This window comes from Clostridium tetanomorphum (assembly GCF_017873215.1).
Lineage (GTDB): Bacteria > Bacillota > Clostridia > Clostridiales > Clostridiaceae > Clostridium_AO > Clostridium_AO tetanomorphum.
Genome location: NZ_JAGGKA010000024.1, coordinates 52,912 through 62,260 on the forward strand (window position 1 = coordinate 52,912; position 9,349 = coordinate 62,260).

5 protein-coding genes are annotated in these 9,349 nt (G+C 26.0%); 2 read left to right on the forward strand and 3 right to left on the reverse strand.

Annotated elements, in window-relative coordinates; translation table 11 throughout:
• The first annotated feature begins 211 nt into the window (after positions 1 to 211).
• Positions 212 to 1,534 carry a sensor histidine kinase gene (locus J2Z24_RS18350; protein ID WP_051593402.1) on the forward strand — a complete coding sequence of 441 codons (1,323 nt, stop codon included), beginning with the start codon at positions 212 to 214 and terminating at the stop codon, positions 1,532 to 1,534.
• Positions 1,535 to 1,593: 59 nt separating this feature from the next.
• Here the strand turns inward: J2Z24_RS18350 and J2Z24_RS21820 are convergent, their stop codons facing one another.
• The 3 genes from J2Z24_RS21820 to pepT all read right to left on the reverse strand — a co-directional run bounded on the left by J2Z24_RS21820 (position 1,594) and on the right by pepT (position 7,924).
• Positions 1,594 to 3,360, reverse strand: coding sequence for a methyl-accepting chemotaxis protein (locus tag J2Z24_RS21820; protein ID WP_051593401.1), 1,767 nt, complete (start codon positions 3,358 to 3,360; stop codon positions 1,594 to 1,596).
• 1,196 nt (positions 3,361 to 4,556) lie between these two features.
• Positions 4,557 to 6,359: a sensor histidine kinase gene (locus J2Z24_RS18360; RefSeq protein ID WP_051593400.1), complete on the reverse strand. Its 1,803-nt coding sequence runs from the start codon at positions 6,357 to 6,359 to the stop codon at positions 4,557 to 4,559.
• 338 nt (positions 6,360 to 6,697) lie between these two features.
• Positions 6,698 to 7,924, reverse strand: coding sequence for a peptidase T (pepT, locus tag J2Z24_RS18365; RefSeq protein ID WP_035150975.1), 1,227 nt, complete (start codon positions 7,922 to 7,924; stop codon positions 6,698 to 6,700).
• A 230-nt stretch (positions 7,925 to 8,154) separates the two neighbouring features.
• Here pepT and J2Z24_RS18370 point away from each other — a divergent pair, with 230 nt between their 5' ends.
• On the forward strand, positions 8,155 to 9,072 hold the full coding sequence (locus J2Z24_RS18370; protein WP_035150972.1) for a patatin-like phospholipase family protein: 918 nt from the start codon (positions 8,155 to 8,157) through the stop codon (positions 9,070 to 9,072).
• Positions 9,073 to 9,349 lie beyond the last annotated feature (277 nt).

Below are 9,349 nucleotides of genomic sequence, written 5' to 3' on the forward strand. Positions count from 1 at the left end.
ACATAAAATATATACTTTTATTCAAATTGAAGTTTTATTAATAGGATAAACTATTAAAAATATATCACTTACTAATATTAATTGCAAACATCCACTATACTTTTTTTGACTTTTTAAAGGATTTTTTTTATTTTTATAGAATAATAAATTATATACATAATATAGTAAAATATAAAATTTAATTCCATATGGTATAAGGGGGAATAACCATATGCTCATTTTAGATGATAACAATACCAACTATGATGTTAAAAATTATAAACTTTCTGATAAAAACAATTCTGCTTTATTTCACAAATTAAATTACAAATATAAGAATGAAAACTTTGTAAAAATCTTATTAGAAAATATACCTCTTGGCGTATTATTACTTGACAATAACTTTAATATACTAATATGTAATTCTCATATAGAACATATTACTGGCATTAAAAAAAAATCATTATTAAACAATAACTTATTATTATTTTTTCCTTTTTTTAATGAGGAATTCTATTTTGTTCAAAGCTTTAACTTTAAAGAAAGTAAATTAAACAATAATAATTTCAATTCTACTACATATCATATTTTTAAGAATAAAAATGGAGAAAATAAGAAAATAGAAAATACTTTTTTCCCGATATATTACAATAACTCCTACTGTATACTCTTTATTATAAAAGATATATCTAAAACAATGTATATTAAAGACTTAAAAAGGCGTTTCAATAAGAAAAATTTATCAATAAAAAAAATGGAACAAGTGGATAAAGTTAAAACAGATTTTTTTACAAATATAATACATGAATTAAAAACTCCAATTAATGTAATTTTAGCAGCAGTTCAACTATTAAATATGGATATAAATCATAATGTAGACCTATGCGAAAGTAAAAAAAGAGATTATTACAATAGTATTTATCAAAATTCCCTTAGATTAATTAAAATAATTAATAACCTAATAGATATTACTAAAATAGATTCAGGATATTTTAAACTCAACTTAGGAAATCATAACATAGTTAGTATTATAGAAGAAATAACCCTTTCCGTAGCCAACTACATAGAAGATAAATCTATTTCTTTAATATTTGATACAGATATTGAAGAAAAAATAATGGCCTGTAACCCTGATATAATAGAAAGAATTATATTAAATCTTATATCAAATTCAGCTAAATTTACTAATTCAGGTGGTAAAATAATAGTATCTGTTCAAGACAAAAAGAACTTCGTTCAGATATCTGTAAAGGATAATGGAACTGGAATTCCTAAAGATGAACTAAATAAAATTTTCAATAGATTTCTACAGGTAGATAAGTCATTATATAGGAACAAAGAAGGTAGCGGTATTGGCTTATCTTTAGTGAAATCTTTAGTTCAACTACATGGTGGAACCATTAAAGTTATAAGTGAATATGGTAGTGGAACAGATATGCTAATAAACTTACCTGTAAACCTAGTTAATAAAAATAATACATTAAGCAAAAGTAAACATTTAACCAAAACTTCAGTAGAAAAAATAAATATAGAATTCTCTGATATATATAAATAAATTATTAGGGACTATAGCTAATTTCTATAAATTTACTACAGTCCCTAATAAGATATTATTTATACTTTAAATTTTTTTGCTAAATCTTCTAGTTTCATTGCTATATTTTTTAATTCATCAGTCATTTTAGAAACATTATTCACCGTCTGAGCCTGTTCTCCCATAGATGCTGATACCTCTTCTGTAGATGCAGCAGATTCTTCTGAAATCGCTGAAATACCTTCAATTCTTTCTAATACATCTTGCTTATCTTTATCAACTTCCAATATATTATTTACTAATTCATTAATTTGCTGAATTGTAATTTGAATACTATCATCTATTTTATTAAATACTTCATTAGTATCTTCAACTGCATTATTTGCTTCTTCTACCGCCTGCTTCCCTGAGTCCATACTAACTTTAGCATTAGATATTTCCTTTTGTATTTCATTTACTATTGTCTCTATTTCCTTTGTTGAAATAGATGTTTGTTCTGCTAATTTTCTTATTTCCTCTGCAACAACAGCAAATCCTCTCCCTGCTTCTCCTGCCCTTGCAGCTTCAATAGCTGCATTTAAAGCTAAAAGATTAGTCTGTTCTGCTATAGATTGAATAGTATCTATTATTTCTCCAATAGATCCAGATTTCTTATCTAATATATTCACATTTTTACCTACATGGTCTACTGCATTTTTGTTTAATTTAAACTTTTCCATTAATGTATTTATAGAAATTAGTCCCTTACCATTCATTTGCTTTACATTATTTGAATATTTTTTTACTTCTTCTGAACTATTCACTATATTATTTATTTTATAAGCTAACTTATCTAATTTTTCTACTCCAGCTTGTGATTCTTTAGCTTGTTCTTGCGCTCCTCTTGCAATTTCTTCTACTGTCTCAGTAACAGCTTCTATAGATGCTGTAGTTTCATCTGTTGCCGCTGCAAGGTTTTGAGAACTTCCTGATATCTGCATTATGCTATCATTTAGCTCTTTCACTATAAGTTTTAATGCTTCCCTCATCTTTACAACTGCTTTATGTATATCCCCTATCTCATCTTTATCTTCATAAGACATATCTTCTTCTATAGTTAAATCTAACTCTGAAGTAGCATCAATTAAATCTTTAGCAATATTTATTCTCTTTATTATTGCTTTTATTATAATTCCTCCAATAGCAGCAGATAATAATACAGCTATTATATCTATAATACCTATTATTATAAAAGCGTTTCTTTTAATAATTCTACTATGAGTTATATTATCTTCAGCATAATTATCTATTACTTCTCCAATTCTTTCTATGCTCTGTCTAGCTGAATTAAACTTAGCCTCTACAGATCTTTCTTTTATCATTTCCATACTACGTTCATTTAAACGCTTTACGGATAATGCATTTGTAACTTTAACGCATTCCTTTTCCCATTCTGTAAAGAATTTTTCAAAGTCATCAAAATCATCTATTACGTTTTTTTCATTCTTTTCATTTTCATAAGATAAAAAAACTTCTTTATTTGTTTCTATAACTTTCCTTGCTTCCTCTAATCCCTCTCTAGCCTCTCTTATATTTAAATCTCTTTCTTTTACAAATTCCTTAAAATTAGGATCGTTCCCATCAATTAAAAATAAATTTCTTTCTGCTACCATAGCTTGGTACATGTCTCTATCTGCTTTTAATATTAAATTTGAAATCTTATAACTTTCTTCATAAAGTGATTTGATTAAATTTTCCTCAATACGATTTGATCTAAATATAGCTATTCCTGCAGTCATAACTAATGCTACTATTGGAACAATTAATACTATTAAAAGTTTTTGATTTAATTTAGTATTCTTTAGCACGTCAAACTCCCCCTTGAAAATATAACATTTAATATTACTATACAGCATACAATAGATATTTCATTTTACATTTTTCCATAATAACACCTTATATTCCAATTATATCATATTTATTTGAAATTTGTTTATTCTGTAATATATTTTTTAATGATTTTCTAAAACATCATTCTATTTATTTCCATTTTTTTATTAATATTTTCTTTAATTAACATTTTTATTTTTTGCTCATATAATATATTATTAAGTAGTTTCTTTACTCAGCAGGAGGTGATTTTATGTTTTGCTGTTGTGTATTTTTCTACTTGTTATGGATAATATTTATACTAATAATATTCCACATTTTGTGGTTTATACTAAACTTCCATTGCTTATTCCCCTGCTAAAATTGTAAAATTATTAAAATAAATCTTAGGGAAAACCAATATTGGTTTTCCCCTTTTAAAGTAAAAAACAGGATCATTTTCTCCTATAATTTCCATATTATAAAAAAGTGTTAAAGAAAATATTGCCTCCTTATCTGGTACTCAAGTTACTTTATCCAATGACTACCCGCTCTAATACTGCCATCTTCTTTAAAGTGGGAGCAAAGAGCGGCCACGTCCCTGGATAACGATTTCCTCTAAATGATAACGACTTCTAAGGAGTAAAAACTCCCTCTTAAGCTTAGAACTCTGTTTATTTTTAAAAAGAAATTAAACTTCGAGAAAAAATTATCCATAAGTTTAATTATAATTTGTCTTATTCTAATAAATTTAAATAAAAAATAAAAAATCCTAGTTAAAATTAAATTTTAAAACTAGGATTTTTTAAATATTAAATTTTATAGGCGAATTTGATACTATCATAAATTTAAACATTGGCTACACTCCAATGTTTTCTCATCATCTCCTATCTGCAACGTTATTGAAATCTAAAATTAAGCAATTCTTTTACTGCTTGAATTTTTCTTTTCAACTTCTGGTTTTTCAATGCTTTCTTCTAGACATTCTTCTATAACATCTTGAGTCAATTTGAATATTCTTTCTTCCTTCATACACTACACCTCCTTGTAATTTATGTAAATTATTTTTTTCTACAGACATAGTATACCACTTTTAAATAAAAATGCAAGCTTTTTTTAAAAACTTGCATAAAAGAAAACCTTTACTGATATTAAATATTATAAAATTTAATATTTAAATAAAAAATATGACATCTTAATTGATTGCTAGGTCTGAAAATTCAACCCTCATCATATCTTTACTTATTTCACTTATATCCTGTACACTTTTTTCTTCACTTATTTTTGTGACGGGAATAGAAATTATAAATTCACTTCCTTTACCGTATTCACTTTTAACCTCTATGGTCCCCTTATGAATTTCTACCAGTGATTTAACTAAAGATAATCCAATTCCACTTCCTTCATAATTTTTAGCTAATTCTCTATCAACTTGTCTAAATCTTTCAAATATAAGCTCCTGTTTATCCTTTGGTATTCCAATACCAGTATCTTTTACAGAAATAATTATATTCCTTTCTTTATTATACAAATTCACCTCTATTAATCCTCCTTGTGGGGTAAACTTAGTAGCATTAGATAATAAATTAAACATAATTCTTTCTATTTTCTCAGGATCACATGCAATTATCTTTTCTTCTACATCTGTATCAAATATCAATTTTATACCCTTACTTTCTATATACTCTGCTACAGATAAAGTTGTTTCTTCTATTAAATTAACAATATTACAGTTTTGCAGATAAGCTTCATAAAATCCTGCATCTATTTTAGTTATATCTATTAAGTTATTTATAAGCTTTAAAACTCTTAGTGAGTTTTGCCTAAGAACTGCTATTTTTTTACCTAAATCTATGCCTTTATCTATTATAGAACCATTCTCAATATATAATTGAATCAATTGAAGACTACTTAACATAACATTCAATGGTGTTCTTAACTCATGTGAAACATTAGCGAAAAATTCTGTTTTAGCTTTATCATATTCTTTAGCTTTTTCTAACAATCTATTATTCTCGTCAACTTTCATTTTTAATTCTTCATTAATTTTTCTTTCTGTAATATCTCTTCCAATTACACCTAAACCTTTTTTTGTTCCCTCATTATCGATTATAGGTACCTTTATTACATCGAAAATCTTGCAGTATCCTTCTTTAGTAATAAATTTTTCTTCTCCTCTCCATACAGCTCTGCTTTCCCATGCCTTTTTATCTGATTCTATAAACTTCATTATATATTCTTTGTACTTAGGAATAATTTTCATTAAATCTAAATCATGTTTTCCTTTATAATTTAAATTTTTAAGATTTAAAAATTTTTTATATGCTTCATTAATCTCTATATATCTTCCATTTCCATCTTTAATACATATAATATCTGGAGTAGCATTCATAATACTTCTTATATTTTCCTCATTTTCTTTTAAAGCTTTTTCTATTTCTTTCCTCTTTTCTATGCTATTCACCAACATCACTATTATAAGTACAAGTAAAACAATAGTAATCATTACAGAATTCCATATATATGCTTTAGGTATTAAATAAGAACTATCATTTTTGCTATATGAATTGCTTAACATATCATATATAAAATCACTATTAAACTTATTTAATAGTATGGTAGGAGTATTACCAAATATTTTATCACCGTATTTTTCCATAAATTTAAAGCTATTATTGTCACATGCTATAATTAAATATAAATCCTTTTTATTATATTCATAATTCCCCTTTATTGCTTCTATATATTCTTTATTGTTAATTTTTTCGCTATCTACACTTTCAGTTAATAATAATAAATTGTGATTTTCTTTTAATTTATCTTTTATTTTTTCTAAATTATAATTATTCCATTTGTTGCCGTAAGGATAAGAATCTATCAGCAAAATAAATCTTTTGTAATTATCATTGGCAAAACACATATTAACAGAAAAAATTATAGCAAAAAACGACAAAGTAATCGCACATATTATTTTAATTACTTTCCTATTGCTATTCATTTTTTGCATCCCCCCTATTTATTTTTGTTTATAACTAATCCCTCTATACTCTTATATTACAAGTATTAGTTAAGTATCTTTAACTGTTGAATATATTCAACTAAATTTTACTTTATATTATAATTTATAACATAGATTATAATAATATTTGTCAAATATTATCGTATAAATACTGTTATAGTATAATTTTAACATCATAAATTTTATATTTCAACAAAATATAACAAGAATACCCTGCGCAAAAAATAAAGATTGCATATACGTTAATAATTCTATGCAATCTTTATCAAATATATAACTATTTTATTGATTTTTTTACATTTTTTCATTCATTAATGCTATAACTCTGTGCTTAATTCAACTATTTTTAATATAACCTCAACGGCTTTTTCCATAGCATATATAGGTATATATTCATATCTACCGTGAAAATTATGTCCTCCTGTGAATATATTTGGAGTTGGCAGTCCCATAAATGAAAGTCTTGCTCCATCTGTCCCTCCTCTTATTGGGCTTATATTTGGAGTAACTCCAACTTGTTTTATAGCTTTATATGCAAGATCTACTATATATTTTACTGGCTCTACTTTTTCTTTCATATTATAATATTGATCATTTAAATTTAAAATAACTGTATCTTCCCCATATTTTTTGTTTAGCTTTTTCACTATTTCTTTTAAAAATTCTTTTCTCTTGTTAAAACTATCTTTATCAAAATCTCTTATTATATATTCTAGCTTTGTTTCTTCTACTTCTCCATTTAAAGATGTCAAATGAAAAAACCCTTCATATCCTTCTGTTCTTTCTGGCACTTCATTTTCAGGTAAACTCATTATAAGTTCACCTGCTATAGTCATAGAGTTTATCATTTTTCCTTTAGCTGAGCCTGGATGAACATTTCTTCCTTTAATACAAACTTTTGCTCCTGCTGCATTAAAGTTTTCAAATTCTAATTCTCCAATAGTTCCTCCATCTATAGTATAAGCGAAATCTGCTCCAAACTTTTCTATATTAAAATGATCTGCTCCAGCCCCTACTTCTTCATCTGGTGTAAACGCTACACATATTTTACCATGTTTAATATGAGGATTATCTACCAAATACTTCATTGCCGCTATTATTTCTGCTACTCCCGCTTTATCATCTGCTCCTAAAAGAGTATCTCCATCTGTAGTTATCAATGTTTTCCCAATATAATTTTTAAGTTCTGGAAAATCTTTAGGTGAAAGTATTATATTTTCTTTCTCATTAAGTAAAATATCCTCTCCATTATAATTCTCCACAAATTTTGGATTTACATTTTCTCCACTCATATCTGGACTAGTATCCATATGTGCAATAAAACCTATTTTAGGTACTTTTTTATCTATATTTGAAGAAAGTTCTCCCATAACATATCCATTTTCATCTACTGATACATTTTCTAATCCAATTTCTCTTAATTCTTTCCCTAACTCTTCTGCTAAAATCATTTGCCCTATTGTAGTAGGTGTTGTCTTTGAATCTTCATCAGATTTAGTATTAAAGCTTACATATTTTAAAAATCTTTCCACAACTTCTGACATAAAATCACTCCTTAATGGTAAATTTAAAGTTCATATTTGACCATATAAACTAAATAAACTAAGTTTTACTTTATTATACTCTTTTTAACTTTTTTAATCCATAATTTTGTTTTCCACCTATCTATATTAAAAAACATCTATATCAAATGAAAATTTATATGTTCCATAACATACCAAAATTATAACTAGAATAACATATATTATAATCAATAATAAAGGAGATATAGATTTTGTATGCAAACGGAATTTTTGAAGGTGGTGGAATGAGGGCTATAGGTATAGTAGGAGCTTTATCCTACTTTGAGAAAGAACGATACACTTGGCAAAATGTAGCTGGCACTTCTGCAGGTGCTTTGATAGCTACTCTTATTGCTGCTGGATATTCTGCTAAAGATCTAAAAAATATGTTAGTAAATTTAAATTTTCTTAAATTTCTTGATACAGACAAATTACAAAGATTTCCATTAGTAGGAAAAGCCTTAGGCTTTTTTAAAGAAAAAGGAATTTATTCAGGAGATTATTTAGAAGAATGGATAAATAAATTATTAATTAATAAAAAAATATATAACTTTGGGGACTTAAAGAATAACGGAAACTATAGATTAAAAATAATAGCTTCTGATATAACCAAAAAGAAAATATTAATACTACCTGATGATTTATATTCATATGGGATAAATCCAGATTCTTTTTCTATAGCTAAAGCTGTTAGGATGAGCATTAGCATTCCTTTTTATTTTAAACCTGTTGAATTACAATATAAAAATAATATCTCTTATATTGTAGATGGTGGAGTTTGTTGTAACTTTCCTATAGAAATATTTGATAATGACCCTATACCTAAACTTCCTACTTTTGGTTTTAAATTTGAAAATTCTAATATAAGTTATACCTCTATGGGTAAAACAGATCCTCTTTCTTTCTTATTCGATATAGCTGATACAATGAAATGTACTCAAAATAATCCTTGGAAAAAATCTAAAAACATTGATAGAACTATATTTATTCCAACTATGGAAGTAGATCCTATTGAGTTTAATATCTCTAAAGAAAAAAGTATATCTCTTTTCAAATCAGGTTACAGAGCCGCTAGAGACTTCTTACAGACTTGGCATTTTGAACAATATATCAATAAATATTATAGTTAATTTATACTATGATGATGATTGCATTGTAAATGTAATAAGAAGTGTTTTAGAAGTAGCTTTAATAGGAGAAAATATTAAAGTAATGTTATAAGGAAAATTATTTGCTGTATCTAATAAAAATAATATTAGTGAAAAAGCTAAAAATATACTTTCTCCAAATTAAGAATATCATATATTTTTTATAATAATCGAGTAGGAGGGAAAATTAATTAAATTTTCCCGACCTCTCACACCACCGTGCGTACCGGTCTGGTACACGGCGGTTCTTTAAGAATTA

Bases quoted from the DNA above. Each gene is read 5' to 3' on its own strand.
- J2Z24_RS18350 (WP_051593402.1), top strand. From the start codon at position 212: ATGCTCATTTTAGATGATAACAATACCAACTATGATGTTAAAAATTAT.
- J2Z24_RS18360 (WP_051593400.1), bottom strand. From the start codon at position 6,359: ATGAATAGCAATAGGAAAGTAATTAAAATAATATGTGCGATTACTTTG.
- pepT (WP_035150975.1), bottom strand. From the start codon at position 7,924: ATGTCAGAAGTTGTGGAAAGATTTTTAAAATATGTAAGCTTTAATACT.